Raw genomic sequence first — 23671 nt, 5'->3', positions numbered from 1 at the left:
CACCCTTGTGTCTAGTGATAATTTCGTTGAATTCTCTACGAGGTATGAGCTGCATAATTTGGGAGAAAACTGTTTTGCCGGAATTCATGTCGTACGCTATTTGAAGGGAAACGCAAAAGTAACCAATCCAAATCGTGTACAAGAAATTCAGGACGCATATTATTAAATATAAAATATTTACAAACAATAAACATTATTTTAACGGGACACTAGTGATTAACAATGAAGAAAATAGTCCTTCTTTTTATCGTTTTAATTACTGCTGCAGTAAAAATTTTTTCGCAGACATACCCGGCAACAGAAATAAGAGCCGTATGGTTAACGACAAATTATAATCTGGATTGGCCAAAAAATATGTTCAGCGTAGACGCCCAAAAAAATGAGCTTATTCAACTATTGGACGAGCTGAAAAGCCTGCATATCAATATGGTACTTTTCCAGACACGTACCAACGATGAAGTATTGTATCGATCGCAAATAGAACCGATGTGCCAAAGCATTGCTAAAAATTACGGAGGTGAAGCGTTTGACCCATTGGCTTTTGTGATAGAAGAATGCCACAAGCGGGGAATGGAATGCCATGCATGGCTTATTACATATCCGCTGGGGTCTAAAAAACACATAAAAAGTTTGGGCAACGCATCCGCAGTAAAAAAACACCCCCAAATTGTTACGCTATATAAAAACCAATGGTATCTTGATCCCGGGAATCCAAAAACAGACGATTACCTGTTATCTATCGTAAAAGAAATCGTTACCAATTACGACGTAGACGGCATTCATTTCGATTATATCCGCTACCCGGCCAACTGCACTAACTTTTTCGATCAATCGGAATACAATTGTTATGGGAAAAGTCAACCACGCGATAATTGGCGCAGAAGCAACATCAATCGTTTTGTAGGAAAAGTTTATGATTGGGTTAAAAGCGTAAAACCTTGGGTTATGATAAGCAGTTCACCCGTTGGAAGATATCGACCTCTTCTGAACAACCCCAATGATGGGTGGACGGCATACAACAGCGTATATCAGGATCCTATTCAGTGGTTAAATTCGGGTAAACACGATGCCATTTTCCCCATGATGTATTATCGCGACAGCCTTTTTTATCCCTACCTTAACGACTGGGTGAATAACGGAAAAGGACGTTTTGTAGTACCGGGATTGGGTATTTATCAGATTCAGGAATTGGGATGGCAACAAAAAGATATAATCGATCAGATGGAATACTCACGAACTAAAAATGCATCCGGAAACGCCTTCTTTCGTACCGAGCATTTGTTGAAACATAATCGTGAAATCCTTCATGCAATGAACACTGTGTATTATCGTTATCCGGCTAAATTACCGCCAATGAAGTGGTTATCGGATACCCTGCCGGAACCTCCTTACGACTTGAGAGCAGAAAAAACGGCAACTAATTTTCAACTTCGTTGGAAAGTAAAAGACCCTACTGCACGCCTTACTTTCAATGTGTATCGTACCAAAACCGATAGGTTGGACTTGAACAACGGTGCTACACTCCTTGCCACCGGAATAAGACAACCCGTTTTTACCTACTTCCCTCCCGAAGATGACCAAGCGTACTATTATTTCATTACTGCATCCGACTCATTTCATAATGAAAGCAGTCCCTGTATCCCTGCATTTTTCTGGCATTCCGAAACCGTAAAATAAAGAGTATCTTACAAAATAAACAACGAATAAAAAGGAAATATCATAAAAAAGAAATATTTTTGTACTATGGATAATGCAAAATTAAGAAAACAGGTGAAAGACGAATTTATGGAATATCTGACGCTCCATAAATATCGAAAAACACCTGAACGTTTTGCCATCCTCGATCATATTTATTCCACAAAAGGACATTTCGATATGGATTCATTATATAAATCCATGATTGATGTAAATTTTCGTGTGAGTAGGGCAACATTATACAACACCATTGAATTGCTCCTCGATTGCGGATTAGTTGTAAAACATCAATTCGGGAGCAATGTCTCTACGTATGAACGAGCATATGGCAATGATAATCACAGCCATCTGATCTGTATGTCATGCGGAAATGTTCGGGAAATAAAGAACGGCAATTTGTTTACACAAACTCAACAAAAAAAACTCAGAAATTTTACCGTACACTATTACAGTATGTATATTTACGGCATTTGCAACAAATGCAGTCACGATAAGAAAATGGAAATGGAGAAACTTGTCAGGGAATCGAATGACGAGAAATCTTCAGCCAACAACACCGATAAGAAACAAGACAAAAAATAATGAAAGTAGATGTAATTTTAGGCCTTCAGTGGGGTGACGAAGGCAAGGGAAAAATTGTGGACGTATTAACCCCTAACTATCAAATCGTAGCACGTTTTCAAGGTGGACCTAATGCTGGTCACACGTTGGAATTTGAAAAGCAAAAATACATACTGAAATCGATCCCGTCAGGGATTTTTCAGGAAGGAAAAATAAATATTATCGGCAACGGCATGGTGATCGATCCTGCCTTGTTCAAACAAGAAGTAGATGCACTGGAAGCTTCAGGACATAAACTTACCGACCGACTTTTCATTTCAAAAAAGGCACATCTCATTCTGCCTACCCACCGCTTGCTCGATTCAGCATCAGAAAAAGAAAAGGGAGTTTCGATGATCGGAACCACAGGCAAAGGCATAGGCCCTGCCTATACCGATAAGATAGCAAGAAACGGATTAAGAGTAGGTGATATATTTCACAATTTTGAAGAAAAATACAAACAAGCAACCGATCGACACAAAAAGATATTGTCGCAATATCCCTTATCGTATGATTTGGATGCGATTGAAAAAGAATGGTTTGAGGGTATAGAAAAAATAAAAACATTTAACATCATCGATAGCGAACATTTCATCAATAACCGCCTTTCAGAAGGAGACAACGTATTGGCTGAAGGAGCGCAAGGGACTATGCTCGATATCGATTTCGGCACATACCCTTTCGTTACTTCATCCAACACCGTCTGTGCTGGTGCATGCACCGGTCTTGGAATAGCCCCACACAAAATCGGTGAAGTTTACGGCGTTTTTAAAGCATATTGTACCCGCGTAGGTAGCGGACCCTTTCCAACCGAATTGCTTGACGATACCGGGAAATTGCTTCGGGATAGAGGTTACGAGTATGGTTCGGTGACAAAACGGCCACGTCGTTGCGGTTGGATCGACCTGGTTGCACTGCGATATGCCATCATGCTGAATGGAGTAACCAAATTGGTAATGATGAAAAGCGATGTGCTCGATACGTTTGACACCATTAAAGCTTGCGTGGCTTATGAGGCAAACGGCAAAGAAACAGAAAATCTGCCGTTTGATCTCTCAGATAACATTAAACCTATCTATGTTGAATTGCCGGGGTGGAAAACCGATATAACAAACATAAAATCGGAAGACGAATTCCCCGAAGAATTCAATTCCTATCTTGCATTCCTCGAAGAAGAACTGGGTATCCCCATCGCTCTTGTTTCGGTGGGACCAAGTAGGGAACAGACGATCATCCGGCAATAAAGTAAAAAACTTGTTGTCACATCCTTGTTACTACAACGTACTGAACTGAACTTTTCATTATAAAGAGGTGTTTTATTAACATAAACACAAGTATTAAATTATTAAGTGATATGATTATTTGGATTTTATTTATTGCCATAGCACTGGCAAGCTATGCAGTTTCGGCAACACTGCAACAACGATTTAAAAAATACGCAAAAATCCCCCTTCGCAACGGGATGACCGGACGAGATGTCGCTGAAAAAATGTTGAGAGATCACAATATTTATGACGTGCAAATCATCTCAACAAGAGGGAAACTTACCGACCATTATAATCCACTCAACAAAACAATAAACCTCAGCGAAGAGGTTTACGCTAGCAAGAGTGTGGCAGCAGCTGCCGTTGCAGCGCACGAAACCGGTCATGCCGTGCAACATGCCACCCAATATGCCCCCTTGAAAATGCGCTCTGCACTTGTACCGGTAGTTTCCATTACGTCTCAATGGGTAACATGGGTGTTGTTGGCGGGCATTATTCTTATTCAAACTTTCCCTGCACTCATCTGGATAGGAATTGCCATGTTTGCCATGACCACATTGTTTAGTTTCATTACGCTACCCGTTGAGATAAACGCTTCACAACGCGCATTAGCATGGTTGAGTCGGGCAGGAATAACCGATGTTACAAATGAGGCACAAGCTCGTGATGCACTGAAATGGGCAGCATATACCTACGTTATAGCTGCATTGGGATCATTGGCTACCCTCATTTATTATATATTAATTGCTTTAGGAGGTAACAGAAGATAAATATCATCATCAATAAAACGACTCATTCTAAATTAGCACTAAAAAGACGGCATTATTTAGCCGTCTTTTTAGTTTTATTTTGACTGAAAACACAAAAACGATTATCTTTACACAATTAAAAAAAAGAGGCACAAAAAATAACATTAATAAATATACCTAAAACGAAAAAACGATGTACGGAAAAATGCAAAAACACCTGCAAGACGAATTAACCGCCATTAAAGATGCAGGACTTTACAAAGAGGAGCGCGTTATTGTTACACCGCAAAAAGCGGAGATCAAAGTAAAATCGGGTCAACAAGTTTTGAACTTTTGTGCCAACAACTATCTGGGATTATCGGCTAGTCCGCAATTGATAGAGGCTGCAAAAAAAGCCCTCGATGAACGTGGCTATGGCATGTCGTCCGTGCGTTTCATCTGTGGGACACAAGATCTTCACAAGGAGCTTGAAGCACGAATCAGCAAATTTTTCGGAACGGAAGATACCATTTTGTATGCCTCATGTTTCGACGCCAATGGCGGACTTTTTGAGCCTCTTTTCACCGAAGAAGATGCCATTATTTCAGACACCCTAAACCATGCTTCTATCATCGATGGAATACGCTTATGTAAAGCAAAACGCTATCGGTATGCCAATGCCGATATGACCGATCTGGAAGAGAAGCTGAAGATAGCCCAATCGCAACGATTTCGCATTATTGCCACTGACGGTGTGTTTTCTATGGATGGCAATGCTGCTCCGCTCGACAAAATATTGGAACTAGCCGAAAAATACGACGCTCTTGTCATGGTTGACGAAAGCCATTCAGCCGGGGTGGTAGGGAAAACAGGGCGTGGACTTACTGAAGTATATGGTTGCAAAGGCAAGGTAGACATCATCACCGGAACACTGGGAAAAGCTTTTGGTGGTGCCATAGGCGGCTTTACCACAGGACACAAGGAAATTATCGATTTGCTGCGTCAGCGTTCAAGGCCATATCTTTTTTCCAATTCCATTCCACCGATGGTGGTTGCAGCCAGTATCAAAATGTTTGACTTGTTGGAAGAATCAAATACCCTACAAGACAAGCTTCATGAAAATGTGGATTATTTTGTAAGTAAAATGAAAGAAGCCCATTTCGATATCAAACCTACCCAATCGGCCATTTGCGCAGTAATGCTCTATGATGCGCGCCTTTCACAGGAATTTGCTGCCGAACTGCTGAACGAAGGAATATACGTAACAGGTTTTTCTTATCCGGTTGTTCCCAAAGGCGAAGCGCGCATCCGTGTGCAAATCTCCGCCGGACATGAGCGTGAACACCTCGATAAAGCTATCACGGCTTTCATAAAAGTAGGTAAAAAACTAAACGTAATAAAATAAATTTCCAAAAAGAAACTTCCATTTTCTTAAACAAATTAATGAGGAAATAAATCATGAAAGCCCTGGTAAAATTACGCCCCGAAAAGGGGATTTGGATGGAAGATGTTCCTGTGCCATCCATCGGTGTAAATGATGTACTTATCAAAATCAAAAAAACGGCTATTTGCGGTACCGATTTACACATCTATAAATGGGACGACTGGTCGAAAAAAACCATCAAAACGCCACTGATTATCGGCCACGAATATGTAGGAGAAATCGTGGATATGGGAACCGGCGTGGAAAATCTGAAGATAGGAGACCGTGTGACGGGAGAGGGACATATTGCCTGCGGGCACTGCCGTAACTGCCGAAGAGGTAAACTGCACGTATGTGAAAACTCCATTGGTGTAGGGGTCAATCGTGACGGTGCTTTTGCCGAATATCTCTCCCTACCTGCAGCCAACGTCGTTAAGCTCGATTCGCGCATTCCCGACGAGATTGCAGCCATTATGGATCCTTTTGGCAATGCCACCCATACCGCACTGGCTTTTCCGGTATTGGGTGAGGATGTACTCATTACCGGCGCAGGTCTCATCGGTAATATGGCCACCGCTATCTGCCGCTTTGCCGGAGCACGCTATATCGTTGTGAGCGATATGAGCGAATATAGGCTGAATATTGCTAAAAAAATGGGAGCTACCATCACCGTAAATTTGTCGAAAGGAGAAACCATTGACCAAGCCGTAAAAGACTTGAAAATGCGCGGATTCGACGTTGGGCTCGAAATGTCGGGTGCGCCGGCCGCTTTTTGCGATATGATCAATCACATGTACAACGGATCCAAAATAGCTCTGCTGGGCATCCTGCCGAATTCCACTACCGTAGATTGGAACACTATTATCTTTAAAGCACTTACCCTGAAAGGAATTTATGGACGCGAAATGTGGGAGACTTGGTATAAAATGGAGCAAATGCTTATCTCCGGACTCGACCTTACACCCGTTATCACCCATCGTTTCTCGATAGACGATTTTCAAAAAGGATTCGATGTTATGGAAAGCGGACAATGTGGTAAAGTGATTCTGAATTGGGAATAATTAATTTTCTCTATATTATTCTTTTCATTCATAATCCGGTAAGTCCTCTAGTCCATCGAGGCAAATTTTAAACAAACAGGCTTATTTATCAGAATATCTTGAGAGGTATTGGTCAGTAAGCCTGTTTTGTTGTTAATCGCAAATACCTGTATTTTATTATCATCACGACTAGCCACAAGTAAAAATTTACCATTAGGAGTAATCACAAAATTACGTGGATGACGTGCCGTTGATTGATAACCTACTTTTGTTAACTTCCCATCATCGGGGTTGATTGAAAAAATAGCAATTCCGTCGGCCTTCAACCGATTCGATGTATAAAGAAATTTTCCGTCGGGCGAAACATGAATATCTGCGCTGCCATGAGCTGCAACCGTATCAGAAGCAATGTCCTGCTTCATTTTAAGATGTCCTTCATTGTAGTCATATACAATTACCTTACCGGATAATTCGCCTAGCAGGTAAACGTAATCTCCGCCAGGATAAAAATCGAAATGCCTCGGACCTGTTGCCGAAGGAGTAACAAATGCCACAAGAGTACTTTCGGAAATGGAAGGTTGACCTTCGAATGCAGCCTCCATCGCATCCATACGGTATATTTTATCGGTACCCAAATCGGTGGCAAAAAGATATTTTCCGTCAGGCGAATACTGAACACAATGTACATGAGGACTTTTTTGACGAACGGTATCGGCTCCCGAGCCTTTAAACTGAATCAACGAAACCAATTCGCTCAAACCGCCGTCATTTTTTACCTGAAAAGAAGAAATGCTCCCTCCCCCATAATTAGCCGTGTGAACATTCTTCCCTTTTTTATCAATCGTAATGTAACAGGGACCTGCACTTTGTGTACTCTGTGAATTTATCATGGAAAGTTGACCGATTTTTTTATCAAACGAAAAAGCATAGGCCATGCCATCTCCTCCTGCATTCTCACCTACTGAATACACAAACTTTTCATCGGGACTTAATGTAAGGTACGATGGGTTATCAACTTCCGTCATGGATATCTCCCCGCTTTCTCCTGTTTCAGTATCAAAGCGATATACATAAATACCTTTGCTCCCTTTATCGGAAGTATATGTGCCAACCAAAAGATACATTTTTCCGGTTTGTGGAAGGACAATACCCGTCTGCTTACTTTTTTCCGAGCTCTCTTTTTCGTTCTTTTTAGCGGTACAAGAAAACAACAAAAGCATCAACGAAAGAACATAAATACTATTTTTATTCATTCTGAATAATTTATGCGATTTTGAATTGCGAATGTAATGCATTTTTCTGAAAAAGCGGATAAGAACCGAACAATTTAAGCATAATTGAAAATGAAAAGTTGCAAATATGGCTTTCTCTAACTACTTTTGCATTTTATTTGTGGTATATTGAATGATTAGTAACCTATAAACATTATGCTTACAAAAATTTTAACGGTTTCAGGAAAACCGGGATTATATAAACTCGTATCAACCGGTAAAAATTTGAATGTGGTAGAATCGTTAACCGATGGCAAACGTTTTCCTGTTTACATAACAGAAAAAGTGATCGCCTTAAGTGATGTTTCTATTTATACGGAAGAAGGCGACGTTCCTCTAAAAAATGTACTCGCCAAAATAAAAGAAAAAGAAAAGGGAGGAAAAGTTTCGCTTAATTCAAAAACAGCAAACAAAGAGCTCTTCGCTTATTTGGCAGAAGTACTTCCCAATTACGATAAAGACCGGGTATATGCCTCAGATATCAAAAAACTGATTAATTGGTACAATATTCTGATTGACAATAAGATTGATTTCGAGACCGAAGAAAAAGAGAGCTCCGAAGAATCTGCCGATAAAGGAGATATCTCTCCGGAAACCTCAAAATAAAACAAGATAAGGCATTATTTTGAAATAATGCCTTATCGATTACGATTCCTAAAAGACGTTGACTTGAATACAAAAAATCTTCTCACTCGAGCAGGCGCAGGTATCATTTATATAGTTGTCTTACTTGGTGGTATACTGGGAGGAAAATATTCCTTCCTGATTGTCTTCGGCACTATGCTGGGATTCGGATTATATGAATTTTATAATGCTGTAGAAAAAAATACATCCCATGCCATTAGTAAAATATTCAACATTGCGTCAGGAATAATTATTTTTCTTTCTGCATATCTTTATCTTGAAAACATCAATGCCTATTTGTTCCCTGCAACATCACTGACATATATGCTTGCGCTAACTGCATCTGCAGTGCTGATTAATCGGGACGATATTTTTCATGCCATCATTTATTCGGTATTCGGACAAATCTACATTACCCTTCCCCTATCTTTGCTGATGCTCCTTTCTTATCAGTATAACATTTGGGCAAAAGAATACCATTATCTGTTGGTACTTGCCATTTTTGTTCTTATTTGGGTAAACGATACGGCAGCCTATTTTATTGGCTCTCTCTTTGGCAAACATAAACTTATAGAACGCATTTCTCCAAAAAAATCGGTTGAAGGTTTTTTCAGTGGCATTATTTTTACGCTTCTCGCATCCTTAATTTTTGCCCATTACTATTCTCAATATCCGCTAAATTTTTGGCTAGGTTTTGCTTTGGTCATTTCCCTTTTTGGTACCATAGGAGATTTATTTGAATCGCTTATAAAACGAACGTATGGAATAAAAGATGCGGGAAACCTTATACCCGGACACGGTGGAATTCTCGATCGTATAGACAGCCTCCTCATTGCTATTCCTGCTATCTATCTGTATCTGATACTATTTGCCCAACTGATTGACGGCATACAACCTTAAAGACTTACGAATTCCAATTTTTTTTTAAATTTTGTCAATTCATCACTTGTTTATTGAACAAAGATAATCTTAAAAGCGTTTATAAAACAATTAAAAAGTTAATATACATATTCTCTAACAAGCTATAAAACATAAAAATTCCATAAAAAGCAAGAAACTCGATAAGAATAAACCAACATAATCTTTTAAAAATATTTGCTATGAACAAAAAAAATATCGGAATAAATGCCGGCATTATTTGGAATTTGCTGAGCGACAACGAGAAATGGGATGTAAAAAAATTGAAAAAAGCGTCCGGATTATCAGAGAAAGAAATTTATGCCGCAATAGGATGGTTGGCTAGGGAAAACAAAATTGAATTTGAAGAAGGGGAAGATAACGAGTACTATTACCTTATCATCGAATATTATTTTTAATCACATCGTTTCCATCCTTATAAAAAAGACAGTATCAAAATAAAAAATAAGCTGCAGAGAATTGAATAGTTGAAATTGTTTTCCGGTAAGGATACAAATACAAAAGAGGGTGAAATCACATGACGATATACCCTCTTTTAATTTTTGTCGTTTGGAAGTAAAAAAAATCACATAATACCCTTTTCGCGCAATTTAAGCTGCCACTTCCATGCAGAGGCCAACGTATCTTCTAGTGGCGTCTCAGCTTTCCAGCCAAGCACTTTATTGGCTTTTTCCGGATTTGCCCATATTTGTTCAATATCCCCTTCTCGACGACCTACAATTTTATAATTTAACGGCTTACCTGATACTTTCTCGAATACGCGAATCAATTCCAGTACCGAAACTCCCCTACCCGTACCTAAATTGAATATTTCCATCTTTTCATCCGACTTATCCTCTAATATACGATCCATGGCAACCAAATGTGCTCTTGAAAGATCCATCACATCGATAAAATCACGAATACATGAACCATCGGGCGTATTGTAATCATTCCCGAAAACTTTTAAGTAGGGTCGAATGCCAATGGCCGTTTGGGTTATATAAGGAACCAAGTTTTGGGGTTCACCTAACGGTAATTCGCCAATTTCGGCCGATGGATGCGCACCGATGGGATTGAAATAGCGCAAAATGATGCTTTTGATAGGAGCTCCGGAATGAATATAATCCCGAATGATTTCTTCGTTGATTTGCTTCGTATTACCGTATGGTGATGTTGCCGGTTTTATGGGAGCATTTTCGTCGATAGGATTTTTATCGGGTTCCCCATAGACGGTACACGAAGAAGAAAACACCAGCCCTTTTACATTAAATTCCGGCATCAGTTCCAATAAATTCAACAATGAAACAATATTATTCCGATAATACAACAACGGTTTCTGAACCGATTCGCCTACAGCTTTACTTGCAGCAAAATGAATGATGCCATCAATACCCGGATATTTCTCAAAAAAAGACCTCATGCCTTCCCTATCGGTGCAGTCCAGCTTTTCGAAAACAGGACGAATATGCGTTATACGGGTGATCCCATCAATAACGTCAATATTGGAATTCGATAAATTATCAACGATAAGCACCTCATACCCTGCCTCTTGAAGAACTACTACAGTATGCGAACCAATATATCCGGTTCCGCCGGTTACCAGAATTTTTTTTGCCATTTATTTTTCGATTTAATAATAAAAACGTATTGTTCTTTTCGTCACACAAATATAGAAAATAAAACAAGAAGAGATGGTAAATTCCAAGAAAATAAAAAATAAACGCATTTTTTTGACAGTATATTAAAAAGAGTGTATATTTGTAAAGTTTATCTCCAATTTTCCCCTTCATTTTTTTATTTCTTAAATGGGTTACAAATTAAAAACATATTACAACAAAGAAGATTTGCCGCCTCTGGATGATGTCAATTTTTGCCATTACTCCTCGTCATTCGATTTATATGAGAAAGTACCCTGCCACCGTCCACTCATGATTGTTGCATTTGACGATGAAAAACCGGTAGCTTGTATGTTTGCTCTCATCAAACGCTTACACCGTTTTTTATTCGGACCTCTTTTTAAACAATGTTATGTCTCTCAAAAACCCTCTTTTTTTTCGGACGACATTCCACAAGAAGAGATATTTCACCAATTAGTGAAAACGTTACTTCAAGAAGTTCGGCGCAAAGTTTTTTTTATCCAATTTCGAAATCTCGATGATCCCATTTTCGGATACAAAGCATTCCGCGATCAGGGCTTTTATTCCATCAAATGGATCAGCATAAAAAACTCGCTTCAACGAAAAAGAAAAATATGGGACCAACTTTCACCTTCGCGAAAAAATCAAGTGAATAAGGCTAAAAGAAAAGGAGTAATCGTAGAAGAACTCTCATCGGAAGAAAAATTGCCGGAAGTTTATCGATGCATCAAAAAAGAAAGAGGATCAAAATTTTTCAGGTATTTTCCTCCTTACCAATGTCTGGTAAATTTTTATCGTCATTACGTTTGCCAAAACAAAGGAAAAATATTTATCACAAAATATGGTCAAAAAATTATCGGAGGTATTATTCTAGGCTTTGAAAAAAACAAAGTATACTGTCTGTATTATTGGAGAAAAAAGAAAAAATACAAAAAATTATATCCTTCTATCTATAGTATCTGGAGTGCGTTACAATTTGCTGAAAATGAAGGTTATCTTTATTTTGACTTTATGGATGCCGGGCGTATTCACAAAAAAAAAGGGAGAGCCCTTTTTCTCCTTCAGTTTGGAGGCAAACAAAAAGCAACGAGACGTTGGAATCGATTTACCTCTTGTTTGATTAACGTCATAGCAAATTGGATTCACAATTAACCATTCTAATGGCTAATTCCATCGGCATTTCGTTATTAATGAATGCAAAATGAAAAGGTATTATTCCAATAAGCCTAATCTTATATTAAATGATGTTATAAATGGGAATTTAAGGACACAAATATTTGGAAAGAAAAAAAATAACCCGTTACTTTGCAACGTGTTTTTCATGGTATTAGATTTAAGGTTAACAATGAAGATTGGTTGTCGTGAGACAACCATTTCTTTTTTATAGGATAGGGTGTAATACTACGGCTTATCTGATTAGCTGAAAGACTCAACATAAATCCTTACTTATATTTCTCCCATAAATCGGCATAAATAATATCTCTCGTCTGTTGTATCAGAGTCGGAATATCATTGTCGGTGAGATTTTCTGTAGAAATTGGCTTGTGAATGATCAATTCCATTTTCCCCGGATGAATAATGCAACTTTGTGCATTCAATACATCGTACGAACCATTAATGGTGAGAGGGACGATCGGAAGACCCATATCAATAGCCATTTGAAACGCCCCTCTTTTAAAGCGTCCCAATTTACCGTTTCGCGTACGCGAACCCTCAGGAAACATCATCATGGAAACACCATCCACAATTTGTTTTTTTGCTTTTTGAATGGTAATTGCCCGAGATACTGCACTCGAATTATCAACAAAAACATGTCCCGCAATTTCGGAGGCTTTACCCACCAACGGAATTTTCCTCAAACTTTGTTTTTGTACCCACTTAATATTCTGATTCAAAAAACCATATACCAAAAAAATATCGAAAGCTCCCTGGTGATTAGCTACAAAAACATAGGATTGTTTGGGATCCAAATTGTCATGTTCTGTAACCTTTACACGACACAATGCCAACCAACAGGTTAACCTCGACCACCATTTGGGGGGATAATATCCCCAAAATTTGTTGCCAAAAAGAGGGGAAAAAATCATTACGGTGATCGCCGTAAGAATGGTCAAAATAATGAAGATAGGGAGAAAAACCAACCATTGATACAAAAAGAATACAACATCTTTTATGATTTTTACAACTTTCATTGCAATCAAAATTATTCTATGCAAAAATACGTAAATCCTCAGATTTTCACTAAAAAATGCCGGTTTTTTTTCTATTGTGCGATTTTTTTGCCTTTAAATAAATTTTTCTCTCAAATTATTTTATTGTTTGTCGAATTTTGTGTTTATTTGCGTTGCGAAACAAAAATATCATAATTATATACACACATGAAAGAATTAGCAAAATATTCCGGCGCAATTGTAATGCTTATTGGCATACTTGTATTGGCAATCCCATTTTTTCAGGGCACTACAACCAACACGAATTTAATTGTTGGATTCATTATTATTATTGAGGGATTTTTGGGTTACCTCTATGTAAACAATATGAAAAAAGGTTCTACCTTGAGCAATATCATATGGGCAATTTTGCTTTTGATTATCCCGTTTATCATTTTCTATTTTGCAAAGAAAAAAGCGTATAGCGAAGAAGAATTGGCACTTTACAACGAATAATCCAAAATAGCCATCGTTTAAAAGAAAAAAGAAAATGGAGAAGAAAAACCTTGAGAATATTTCTTAAGGTTTTTTTGTTTGTTGGTTCTCCAAAAAACGAAGAGCACGCTCCATGTCTTGTGGTGTATCTATACCGATAGTCTCTATATCAGTAACTCCCACCTTTATCCGATAACCGTTTTCTATCCATCGAAGCTGCTCGAGCGATTCGGCTTTCTCGAGCGTCGACTGTGGCAAAGAAACAATTTCTCTCAAAATATCAGTCCGGTACCCATAAATGCCTATGTGCTTGTAAAATACGTGGTGGTCCAACCAACGACTCTCCTCAATATCGCGAACATAAGGGATTACTGACCGACTGAAATAAAGTGCTTCAAAATTTTTATCGATAACAACTTTAGGCGATGCCGGGTTAAACAACGCTTCAATGCCATCTTTCCGGAAAAAAGGTTTGACCAAAGTGGCCAATTGTACCGCCGGCGAATCGAAACAGTTTATCAGGACTTCAATTTGTTCAGGTTGAATGAAAGGTTCATCACCCTGAATATTGATCACAACATCCGCATTGGTTCCGATTTTTTCGTACGCTTCAAAACACCGATCGGTGCCACTTCGAAGCTGAGCGGAAGTCATTACCGCATCTCCCCCGAACGATTGCACTACATCAAAAATCCGATTGTCATCAGTTGCTACCCATACATCGGCAATGGTTTTTTTCACCTGTTCATATACCCGTTGAATCATCGGCTTACCTGCCATATCGACCAATGGTTTACCCGGAAAACGTGTTGAAGCATATCGCGAAGGTATAATCGCTATAAATTTCATTGTTCACTATTTTTACTTACATATAACTGAGCGTTCTCATATTTATGGACGAAAACCGATTCTCCTTTTTCAATGAAGCCGTTAATTGAAACCGCATCATAATATTCGCCATTGACTTCTACCCTCCCCGAAGGGCGTAAAACGGAAGAAGCCACACCTGTTTTTCCTACCAGCGATGCCGGTTCTGACGAAACCGACAGATAACCTTCTTCATCGGCATGCAAAGCCACATTTTTCAATATCCCTCTTCTCCCTATCCTACTCGACAGGTAAACAATCAAAACCAGCCCCACTCCTATTCCGGCAAATGCCGTAATCAAAGCTTTATAAAAATGGCGTAAAGGGACATCTTTAAAATCGAAATGAATATTTTCAATCATGGCAAAAAACAGCCCAAGCACCATGAGTATAATTCCCGAAATCCCGGCTACGCCAAAACCCGGTATCACAAAAAGTTCAAAAACAATTAAAATTAAACCGAATACAAAAATCAAGATTTCCCAGTTTTGAGCATAGCCGGTAAGATAAAGTGGTGTAAAATATAAAATAGCTGCTGTTATGGCTACTGCTCCGGGCAAACCTACGCCGGGAGAATTCAATTCCAAATAAATACCCCCCATAATCAACATAATAAGTAATGCTTGCACAAAAGCGTTCATCAGAAACCCCCTTATCCGATCGAATGCCGTAGGATTATAGGTTTTTATTGCATAGTGGTCAAACCCCAAATATCGGGTAACAATTTCATCGATATTTTCCGCAATTCCTGCACAATAACCCAATTCAACAGCCTGATCAGCCGTAAGGGTCAACACCTGAGTAGAATCTACCAAACCGGGTATAACCACACGTTCGTCCACCATAGCCTCAGCCACTTTGGGATCGCGTTTCCATACATAAAGGGTATCTCCGTCGCGGATAATCGTATCTTTACCATGACTTTCTGCAGTAGCACGAATCATCCCCTTCATGTACGATTGATATTTGTCGGGGGCCGCTGCACCATCGGCCGTAACAACAGTTGCAGCCCCTATCGTTGCACTCCGGCGCATATAAATGTTGTCGCATGCAATGGAAATAAGTGCTCCGGCCGAAGCTGCATTATTATCGACAAAGGCATATACCGGAATTGGCGAATTAAGAATGGCTGTACGCATCGAATCTGCTTCTTTCACACCTCCTCCGTAAGTATTGATATGCAGAATAACACAATCGGCATTTTCGGCTATTGCTTTATGCAACCCGTTTTGCAAATATACCCACGTATTGCTGCCAATATTTTCGTTTATATTGATACGATAGATAAGCTTGGCATCCTGTGCAACCGCATGAAAAGGCCGGAACATTACGCCTAACAACACCAATAAAAACCACCTTATATATTTCATTCTTACCAATTTGTTGAAGCAAAGATAAATGATTTCGAAAGGAAAAAGCAGTTTTATGAAAAAATATAACCACTTGTGATCAATTCAAACGTGAAATCGACTTCACCCCTTTTACGGCACTTAGTTTTCGGATAAGCTGTTCGAGCATTTGTGTATTTGCAACTGAAATGGTGATATTTCCCTGGAAAAGTCCGTCGGTTGAATCAATGTTAATCGAACGCATGAGCACACCCTCTTCTTTGGAAATAATCGACATCAGGGTTGAAACAATATTGATCTGATCATTGCCAACTACACGCAAAACAGCAGAGTAATTGGCATTGCTCGACGAATGGCCGGACCAACGGGCATTGAGTATCCGATAACCATAGCGGGAAAAAAGATTGTGTGCATTAGGGCAATTGACCCGATGAATTCGAATTCCCTGCGACGACACAAAAGCAAATATTTCGTCTCCGTAAATGGGGTTGCAACATTTAGCCAGTTTGTAATCCACACCCGTAAGGTTTTGATCGATGATCAACTCATCGCGTGTAGTCAAATCCTGCAAAGGCGAATGCATTACAAAACTCTCGGCAGGTGCAGGGGCGGGCACTTCTCGTAATTCGCCTTCTTTACTTTCAAGTTCGAGATACCTGTCGATAATCCAATTGACATCCAGTTTTTCAGCAGCTATGTCTACATAGAAATCGGTTACGGTTTTGTATTTGAGTTTTTTGATCAATTGCATCAACACAGCATCGTTCTGCTCAATCTTGCGATTCTTCATTCGGCGCGCCAACATTTCCTTGGCAATATCCACCTGTTTTCCGGCTTCTTCTTTTAACAACTGTCGGATTTTTGTTTTTGCTTTTGCCGTAACCACAAAATTCAGCCAATCCTGTTTGGGCGTTTGGTGAGGTGAAGTAACAATTTCTACCTGGTCGCCACTTTTTAGGACATGTTTGATGGGAACATTTTTTTTGTTCACCATTCCCGATACACAAGTAGCTCCCAACTTAGAATGGATAGCAAAAGCAAAATCGAGAACCGTAGCACCTTTTGGCAGTTTGATAAGATCGCCTTTCGGAGTAAAAACAAAAATCTCTTCTTCATACAGGTTTAGCTTGAAATTGCCCAACTTCTCCTTTAAATCGTCCTCTTTATTATCGAGCGATTCCCGAAGCGTACTCAACCAGTTATCTAGCGTAGACTCTTCTTTTATCCCTTTATATTTCCAGTGTGCAGCCAACCCCCGCTCGGCAATCTCGTCCATCCGGCGGGTGCGTATTTGCACTTCCACCCACCGCGATTGCGGACCTAGGACGGTGATATGGAGCGATTCGTATCCGTTGCTTTTCGGAATCGAAAGCCAATCTCTCAAACGCATGGGATTGGGCTGATACATATCGGTGATGATGGAATAAACTTGCCAACACTGCGCTTTTTCGCGTTCGGGAGGCGAATCCAGGATAATGCGGATGGCAAAAAGATCATAGATATCTTCAAATTCCACTTTTTGCTTTTTGAGCTTGTTGTTGATGGAATAAATGGATTTTGTACGACCTTTAATATCGTATTTCAATCCGGTTTTGTCGAGTCGCTCTTTTACCGGTTTGATAAATTCCTGAATATACTTATCCCGCGAACGTTTGGTTTCATTGAGTTTGCGGGCAATGTAATCATAGGTTTCCCTGTCGGTATATTTCAACGACAAATCCTCGAGTTCCGATTTTATGGTATATAAACCCAACCGATGAGCAAGGGGAGCGTACAGATAAGAGGATTCAACAGAGAGAGCAAGGCGGATGGACTGATCTTTAGAAGCGGCATCACGCATTTTCTGAAGATGTTGGGCTATCATAATGAATACCACACGAATATCCTCAGCCAGTGAAAGCAGCAGCTTCAAATAATTTTCAGATTCGACTGCCGATTTCTTGTCACTGAACTCATTCACTTTCATCAAACCCCGCAAAATCGTCACTACTTCTTCCCCAAAATGATCCTTAACCTCCGAAATATCATAATGGCCTTTCGTTACAGCATGAAAAAGAAAAACAGCACCCACTGTCGGTTGTTTTAAGCCAATCTCATCCATGATAATGGTGGCCGTTTTCATAATAAGGAGCAATTGCTCTTCTCTCTCCTTTTCCGACATTTCAGAAGCACGGCTCATCGAATCGCCAAGAATATTTTTCAGCAACGTAACTTTCTGGGGATCCCACTCATTTCTCAGAAAACGATAGATTTTTCTGTAAAGTGCCAAAAATTCTTCGTTTTTTATTTTCACCTCGTTATTATTCATGCCATTTAAAATATCCGGGAAATCCACATTTTTATTTCCCAACAAATTTACATTTTTTTTCCATATAATCCTTCAAAGTCATGTAAAGACACCTTATTAAATTATTTAATTATAGATTGCCAATAATCATGATGTTTTTAACTAAATTATTTTTCAATTTCATTTTCAAATGATCTCGATTCCGATCAAAAAATTATCGGAACATTAATTTTCCAGACAGTGGATTTGAGTTAGTTATTGTTTACACCGGCCTTCAGAAAAGAGATAAAATTTTCGCACACACTCATTCAATTTTCCAACGAAAGATAAAAATTTATTTCGGTACAGAAGGAAAATCCGATTTAACCAATAATTCGCGAATGACCATGACAAAAATCGATTCACTACCCAAAAATACACCCCAATATCAATCTATCTCTAATATTAAAATTACCGCTAACATTAAGCAATCATTTACTCTGATATCCCCCATTTACACTTAATATATTGATATCGCAAATTATTTAACATCATTATTATAAATATTTTTATTAAAAGATTTGCATATATAAAAAATGCATCATATATTTGGCAAAAAAAATAAAAATCAAAGAGGATATTTATAAATTCCGGTGAAGAATCAATGAGAATAGTTGATTTTTTTGAAAAAAATATAATGACAAATTAATAGCGAACTTATGAATCTAACAAAACTGGAACAACAGTACAAAAACGAACTTATCGACAATATCGTCCCTTTTTGGCTCAATCAATCGCAAGACAAGGAATGCGGTGGATATTTTACATGTCTCGACCGCAAAGGCAATGTGTTCGACACCGACAAATTCATGTGGCTGCAAGGACGGCAGGTGTGGATGTTTTCCACCCTCTACAATAAAGTGGAAAAACGGTCGGAATGGCTTGATTGTGCCATCGGTGGAGCAGAATTTTTAAAAAAATACGGGCACGACGGGAATTACAACTGGTATTTTTCCCTTACCCGCGAAGGAAAACCCTTGATTGAACCCTACAACATTTTCTCTCACATGTTTGTCGCGATGGGATTTGGGCAGTTAAGTCTTGCCACAAACAATGATGAATATGCCAAAATCGCCAAAAAAACCTTCGATGTCATCCTCGCGCGAATGGATAATCCCAAAGATCGGTGGAATAAAGTCTATCCGGGAACCCGCGATTTGAAAACGCTTTCGTTGCCCATGATTTTATGCAACCTGTCGCTGGAAATCGAGCACCTGCTTGACGGAGAGTTCATCGAAAAAATCATGGATCACTGCGTTCACGAAGTGATGGAGGTTTTTCTCAGACCCGAATTGGGGGGCATCCTCGTGGAAAACGTGCATAAGGACGGTTCTCTTTCCGACTCTTTCGACGGACGACAGGTCAATCCCGGACATGCAATCGAAGCCATGTGGTTCATTATGGATCTGGCGGTAAGGCTCAACCGCCACGATTTAATCGAAAAGGCAGTAAAAACGACGCTTACAATGATCGAATACGGATGGGACAAGCAATATGGCGGAATCTTCTATTTCATGGACAGAAAAGGCTGTCCTCCTCTTCAATTGGAATGGGATCAGAAATTATGGTGGGTACATATCGAGACGTTGATATCGCTGATCAAAGGGTATCAACTGACAGGTTCTGAAGAATGCCTCTCATGGTTCGAAAAAATACACGACTACACCTGGAGTCGTTTCAAGGACCCCGATTATCCTGAATGGTGGGGATATCTCAACCGGCGAGGGGAAGTGCTTCTGGAACTGAAAGGTGGAAAATGGAAAGGCTGTTTCCATGTGCCCCGCGGATTGTATCAATGTTGGAAGACACTGGAAAAAATAAATCATACAAAACATGAATTAATCCATTAAATAATAAAGGAATATCGCACCAAAACGATATAAATATCAATGTTTAACATTAATAGGAGAGAATATGAACAAAAACAGAACATTTAATGTAAAGAGGGATTTTTTAATCATCATGACTTTTCTTTGGTTAAGCTCCCTAGCAATATGTGCTCAAAACATCACCGTTAAAGGGAATGTTGTTGATGAGCAAAAAGAACCATTAATCGGAGTTTCGGTAAAAATACAAGGGACAGCTACCGGAACCGTAACGGATTATGATGGCAATTTTGAACTTCCTAATGTTCCGCCGACAGTAAAATTGGAGTTTTCGTATGTCGGTATGAAAACATTGGTTGTACCGGTAAATGGCAGGACAGTGATTAATGTCACCATGCAAGAAGATGTTGAAATGCTTGAAGAAGTAGTTATTACCGGTTATGGAGGAACGCAATTACGATCAAGAAGTACCAATTCCATTGCTAAAGTTGAAAACAAGAAATTGGAGGTTGGAATATTTTCCAATCCTGCACAAGCTCTTTCCGGTGCAGTTTCCGGTTTACGTGTAGTCCAATATTCCGGTAATCCGGGTGCAACACCTTCTATAATATTACGTGGAGGGACAAATCTGGACGGTTCGGGTTCTCCACTGATTATAGTTGACGGACAAGTCAGAGGAAGCCTTTCGGATATAAATCCAGAAGATATCGAGAACATGCAAGTAATGAAAGATGCAGGAGCTACAGCTATTTATGGAGCACGAGCAAATAATGGGGTTATTCTTATCCAAACGAAAAGAGGGAAAAAAGGCGTTTCGGAAATGAATTTCAAAATGAAGGTTGGAGCTAACTATCTAAACCTCCCTTATGAGTTTTGCAATGCTGAAGAATACCTTACTTGGATGCGTCCATCTTATGTAAAATCGGCACAAATATGGCAACGAGAAAATGGCACATGGGTGGGATATTCGAACCCCATTACACTAACCGGAACACAACCGTATGGAACAGGAAATGCATATTTTGCCGCAGATGGTGTAACACCTTTGGAAAACACCATGAATTCTGTGTGGAGCACTATGTATTATGAAGATCGATATCAATTTTTAATTGATAAATATGGTTGGCAAAAAATGAAAGACCCTGTATATGAATACATAAAAAGCATCAGTAATGACCCAAATTCAGTACCCGAATATTTGATTTTTAAAAATACTTATCCAGGAGATTTCAACTTTAAAGATCCATCCTATTCACAAGATTACAACTGGAATATGTCGGGTGGAAACGACAAAGGAAGTTATTATGCAGGGTTAGGCTACAACTATTCACAAGGATTACCTATTTCTTCATATTACAAACGTTATTCGATTATTATCAATGGAGATTATAAAATCAAACCGTGGCTTACCTCGCTGTCAAGCTTCAACTTTAACAGGGCTAATTGGCAATCGATGCCCGCATCACAAACAAGTGAAGCCAATTATTTCAGTAGAATATTGACAGTTCCTCCTACCGTCCGCTATACCAACGACCATGATGGTTCGTACCGACTGGGAAATAATTATAGTGATGGCAATCAAGCTTATCAGCCCGAAAAGTTCTATCGCTTCAATCAAACGGACAAATTTACGATGAACCAAACATTAAAAATTGATTTTTCCAAAAATATTTATCTGAAGCTTTCTGGAAATTGGTATTATAGTGAAGGGTTTTACGAAGCATTTAATAAGGATTTTAGAGAAAACCCCACAAAGATAAATACCACAAGAAATACCTCAGGTGAATTCGGACGAACGTTGGATCAAACCTATAATGCGATTTTCAATTTCGATAAACAAATAAATGATCATTATCTTTCGGCAATGGTTGGTTCCGAATATTATGATACTTACTCATATGGCATTTATGCAGCCGGATCCGGCGCACCTACGGATGATTTTCGTGACTTGCAATTGACCTCCAGTGAAAAAGATAAAAGAAGCATTGATTCATACCATACCAAACAACGCATTTTATCATTTTTTGGTCGTGCCAATTACAATTATCAGGAAAAATATCTCCTTTCGATGGTTTTACGACATGATGGGTACTCCAGATTAGTAAACAAACGATGGGGAACATTTCCCGGTATATCGGCCGGATGGGTTTTCAGCAAAGAATCTTTCATGAAAGAATTTGACGATATCATTTCTTTCGGTAAGTTGAGAACCAGCTACGGATTAAACGGAAATGTATCGGGCATCGGCGCATATGAATTGCAAGGCAGCTATGTTGCTTCAACAAAATATAACGGACTTGCTACTTTTGTTTTAGGCTCTGTTCCCAACCCCGACCTGCGCTGGGAAAAAACAAGAACATTTGAAGTCGGACTTGATCTTAGTTATTTAAAAAACAGGTATTCCACCAATTTTACCTTTTATGATCGTCTAACATCAGATAAATTCGCCACTTTGAGTCTTCCCAGTTCATCCGGAATTAGCGGAATTCGCACAAATAATGGAGAATTTCGCAATAGAGGAGTTGAAATCGAACTTTCTGCGACACCTATTCAAAACACGAATTGGTATTGGAACATAGGGGCAAATATTTCATACAACAAAAATACGGTTGTGAGTTTACCTTATAATGGCCTTCCATTGAACCGACAAGGTGGTTTTCAAGTATATTCGGGGAAAGACAAAACCGATTTGATTTGGGTAGGAGGTTATCAAGAAGGGCAAGAGCCGGGTGTGCTCTATGTATTTAAAGCTGAAGGTATTTATAAAGATGAAAGTGAAATACCGGATGACATGATCGTAAAATCCCATTCCTTTCAAGGGGGTACTACCCGTACCCTTTATGGTAAAAGTAATTGGGCAAAAATGACCGAACAAGAAAAAATTAACGGTAGAGGATTTCCTATTCAACCCGGTGATGTAAAATGGAAAGATATCAATGGAGATAATATAATAGACGATTATGATTTGGTGAAAGTAGGAAATACAACTCCACACTGGTTTGGAGGGTTCAACACCACTCTTACATGGAAACAACTTTCGTTGTACTGTGCTTTTGATTACGCTTTTGATTTTTGGGTAATGGATTATCGTTTGCCATGGATCATGGGCAATATGCAAGGTACCTATAATATGACCACCGATGTGAGAAAAACATGGACCCCGGAAAATCCAAATGCAAAATATCCGACTTACATGTGGGCGGATCAGTTAGGAAAAGGAAACTATCGCAATTCCACTTTATTTACTTACAAAGGCGATTATTTATCGCTACGACAAGTATCGCTATCCTATTCCTTGCCGAAATCGCTTATTAATAAAGCTTTTATAGAAAAATTGGATCTTTCGATTACCGGTCAGAATTTGGGTTATATAACGGCTGCAAAAACAATTGCTACTCCAGAACAAGGTGGAATTCAAGATGCTACGTATACCTTGCCACGTACAGTGACATTCGGTTTAAATATTACTTTCTAA

20 protein-coding genes are annotated in these 23671 nt (G+C 39.1%); 13 read left to right on the top strand and 7 right to left on the bottom strand.

All coding sequences use genetic code 11. The features are described from left to right. The coding region (locus OLM34_RS08175) for a DUF4372 domain-containing protein (RefSeq protein WP_264405325.1) at positions 1–88 on the bottom strand (88 nt) is incomplete at its 3' end. Between the two features lie 134 nt (positions 89–222). Between OLM34_RS08175 and OLM34_RS08170 the strand changes: the two genes are divergently transcribed. The 6 genes from OLM34_RS08170 (at position 223) to tdh (ending at position 6772) form a co-directional block, all read left to right on the top strand. Further along, positions 223–1677 carry a glycoside hydrolase family 10 protein gene (locus OLM34_RS08170; RefSeq protein WP_264406511.1) on the top strand — a complete coding sequence of 485 codons (1455 nt, stop codon included), beginning with the start codon at positions 223–225 and terminating at the stop codon, positions 1675–1677. A gap of 66 nt (positions 1678–1743) precedes the next feature. After that, positions 1744–2277 carry a Fur family transcriptional regulator gene (locus tag OLM34_RS08165; protein WP_264406509.1) on the top strand — a complete coding sequence of 178 codons (534 nt, stop codon included), beginning with the start codon at positions 1744–1746 and terminating at the stop codon, positions 2275–2277. Next, on the top strand, positions 2277–3539 hold the full coding sequence (locus OLM34_RS08160) for an adenylosuccinate synthase (protein WP_264406508.1): 1263 nt from the start codon (positions 2277–2279) through the stop codon (positions 3537–3539). Before OLM34_RS08165 ends, OLM34_RS08160 begins: the two co-directional genes overlap by 1 nt. Before the next feature lie 110 nt (positions 3540–3649). Then, complete coding sequence (locus tag OLM34_RS08155) at positions 3650–4330, top strand: zinc metallopeptidase (protein ID WP_264406507.1); 681 nt, start codon at positions 3650–3652, stop codon at positions 4328–4330. A gap of 172 nt (positions 4331–4502) precedes the next feature. Continuing rightward, positions 4503–5693, top strand: coding sequence for a glycine C-acetyltransferase (gene kbl, locus OLM34_RS08150; RefSeq protein WP_264406505.1), 1191 nt, complete (start codon positions 4503–4505; stop codon positions 5691–5693). Between the two features lie 53 nt (positions 5694–5746). Then, positions 5747–6772 carry an L-threonine 3-dehydrogenase gene (gene tdh / locus OLM34_RS08145; RefSeq protein ID WP_264406504.1) on the top strand — a complete coding sequence of 342 codons (1026 nt, stop codon included), beginning with the start codon at positions 5747–5749 and terminating at the stop codon, positions 6770–6772. 47 nt (positions 6773–6819) lie between these two features. On the opposite strand, the gene OLM34_RS08140 is transcribed toward tdh, so the two are convergent. Continuing rightward, entirely contained in the window at positions 6820–8004 is a 1185-nt protein-coding gene (locus OLM34_RS08140) for a lactonase family protein (RefSeq protein WP_264406503.1), read from the bottom strand. Between the two features lie 174 nt (positions 8005–8178). Between OLM34_RS08140 and OLM34_RS08135 the strand changes: the two genes are divergently transcribed. From OLM34_RS08135 to OLM34_RS08125, 3 genes are all read left to right on the top strand, one after another. Beyond that, a complete protein-coding gene (locus OLM34_RS08135; protein ID WP_264406502.1) occupies positions 8179–8628 on the top strand; it encodes a DUF5606 family protein in 450 nt (149 codons plus the stop codon). A gap of 63 nt (positions 8629–8691) precedes the next feature. Then, entirely contained in the window at positions 8692–9546 is an 855-nt protein-coding gene (locus OLM34_RS08130) for a phosphatidate cytidylyltransferase (RefSeq protein WP_264406500.1), read from the top strand. 200 nt (positions 9547–9746) lie between these two features. After that, positions 9747–9962, top strand: a complete 216-nt coding sequence (locus tag OLM34_RS08125) for a winged helix-turn-helix domain-containing protein (RefSeq protein WP_264406499.1) — start codon at positions 9747–9749, stop codon at positions 9960–9962. A gap of 167 nt (positions 9963–10129) precedes the next feature. Here OLM34_RS08125 and galE read toward each other — a convergent pair whose 3' ends face one another. Then, the gene (galE, locus tag OLM34_RS08120) at positions 10130–11164 is read right to left on the bottom strand and encodes a UDP-glucose 4-epimerase GalE (protein ID WP_264406497.1); all 1035 of its coding nucleotides are present in this window, start codon (positions 11162–11164) and stop codon (positions 10130–10132) included. A 187-nt stretch (positions 11165–11351) separates the two neighbouring features. Here galE and OLM34_RS08115 point away from each other — a divergent pair, with 187 nt between their 5' ends. Beyond that, positions 11352–12335, top strand: coding sequence for a GNAT family N-acetyltransferase (locus OLM34_RS08115; protein ID WP_264406494.1), 984 nt, complete (start codon positions 11352–11354; stop codon positions 12333–12335). A gap of 290 nt (positions 12336–12625) precedes the next feature. On the opposite strand, the gene OLM34_RS08110 is transcribed toward OLM34_RS08115, so the two are convergent. Next, complete coding sequence (locus OLM34_RS08110; protein ID WP_413777209.1) at positions 12626–13375, bottom strand: lysophospholipid acyltransferase family protein; 750 nt, start codon at positions 13373–13375, stop codon at positions 12626–12628. Positions 13376–13561: 186 nt separating this feature from the next. On the opposite strand from OLM34_RS08110, the gene OLM34_RS08105 reads away from it, so the two are divergent. Beyond that, positions 13562–13849, top strand: coding sequence for a hypothetical protein (locus OLM34_RS08105; RefSeq protein ID WP_264406492.1), 288 nt, complete (start codon positions 13562–13564; stop codon positions 13847–13849). Positions 13850–13912: 63 nt separating this feature from the next. Here OLM34_RS08105 and kdsB read toward each other — a convergent pair whose 3' ends face one another. The 3 genes from kdsB to OLM34_RS08090 all read right to left on the bottom strand — a co-directional run bounded on the left by kdsB (position 13913) and on the right by OLM34_RS08090 (position 18352). After that, positions 13913–14677, bottom strand: coding sequence for a 3-deoxy-manno-octulosonate cytidylyltransferase (gene kdsB, locus OLM34_RS08100; protein WP_264406490.1), 765 nt, complete (start codon positions 14675–14677; stop codon positions 13913–13915). Continuing rightward, positions 14674–16065: an NfeD family protein gene (locus tag OLM34_RS08095; RefSeq protein ID WP_264406489.1), complete on the bottom strand. Its 1392-nt coding sequence runs from the start codon at positions 16063–16065 to the stop codon at positions 14674–14676. The genes kdsB and OLM34_RS08095 overlap by 4 nt, the downstream gene beginning before the upstream one ends. Positions 16066–16144: 79 nt before the next feature. Next, positions 16145–18352 (bottom strand): RelA/SpoT family protein, encoded by a 2208-nt coding sequence (locus tag OLM34_RS08090; RefSeq protein ID WP_264406523.1) that lies wholly within the window; start codon positions 18350–18352, stop codon positions 16145–16147. Between the two features lie 677 nt (positions 18353–19029). Here OLM34_RS08090 and OLM34_RS08085 point away from each other — a divergent pair. Both OLM34_RS08085 and OLM34_RS08080 read left to right on the top strand, forming a co-directional pair. After that, the gene (locus tag OLM34_RS08085; RefSeq protein ID WP_264406488.1) at positions 19030–20220 is read left to right on the top strand and encodes a n-acyl-d-glucosamine 2-epimerase; all 1191 of its coding nucleotides are present in this window, start codon (positions 19030–19032) and stop codon (positions 20218–20220) included. Between the two features lie 64 nt (positions 20221–20284). Further along, positions 20285–23671: a SusC/RagA family TonB-linked outer membrane protein gene (locus OLM34_RS08080; protein WP_264406487.1), complete on the top strand. Its 3387-nt coding sequence runs from the start codon at positions 20285–20287 to the stop codon at positions 23669–23671.

The sequence above is a fragment of the Anaerorudis cellulosivorans genome (genome assembly GCF_025943985.1).
In the GTDB taxonomy this organism is placed as follows: Bacteria; Bacteroidota; Bacteroidia; order Bacteroidales; family Dysgonomonadaceae; genus Anaerorudis; species Anaerorudis cellulosivorans.
Note: the sequence above shows the minus strand (reverse complement) of the source record. Positions and strands in the feature narration are given on the sequence as shown.